This window comes from Pseudomonas sp. E45-MNA-CIBAN-0222 (assembly GCF_040310405.1).
Taxonomy (GTDB): Bacteria; Pseudomonadota; Gammaproteobacteria; order Pseudomonadales; family Pseudomonadaceae; genus Stutzerimonas; species Stutzerimonas stutzeri_AC.
This window is the reverse complement of record NZ_JBEOPU010000223.1, coordinates 1-240: the sequence shown is the minus strand read 5'-3', so window position 1 is coordinate 240 and position 240 is coordinate 1. Positions and strand designations below refer to the sequence as shown.

At 72.5% G+C, this 240-nt stretch carries 1 pseudogene; it reads left to right on the top strand.

The features are described 5' to 3' along the window. Positions 1–98 precede the first annotated feature (98 nt). Positions 99–240: pseudogene (locus AAEZ08_RS23410) on the top strand (alpha/beta hydrolase); the annotation flags it as partial.

Genomic DNA, 240 nt, shown 5'->3' with positions numbered 1-240 from the left:
CCGACCGAGCCCCGCCAGCACGGGTCCCACACCGCGGCCCCCACAAGCCACCCCGCGCGCGGCGAACGCAGGCCCCCCCTCGACCCGCCACGCACGGCCTCGCCCAGCGCCCCCGCCGGGTAGAAAAGGCCGTGATCAGCTCGTTCTCCCCAGTGATCAACACCACCATGCACGACTACCTGGAACGCGGCGTCGGCTACCTCGGCAACCTCGACCGCCACAGCGTCGGCCACCTCGTCA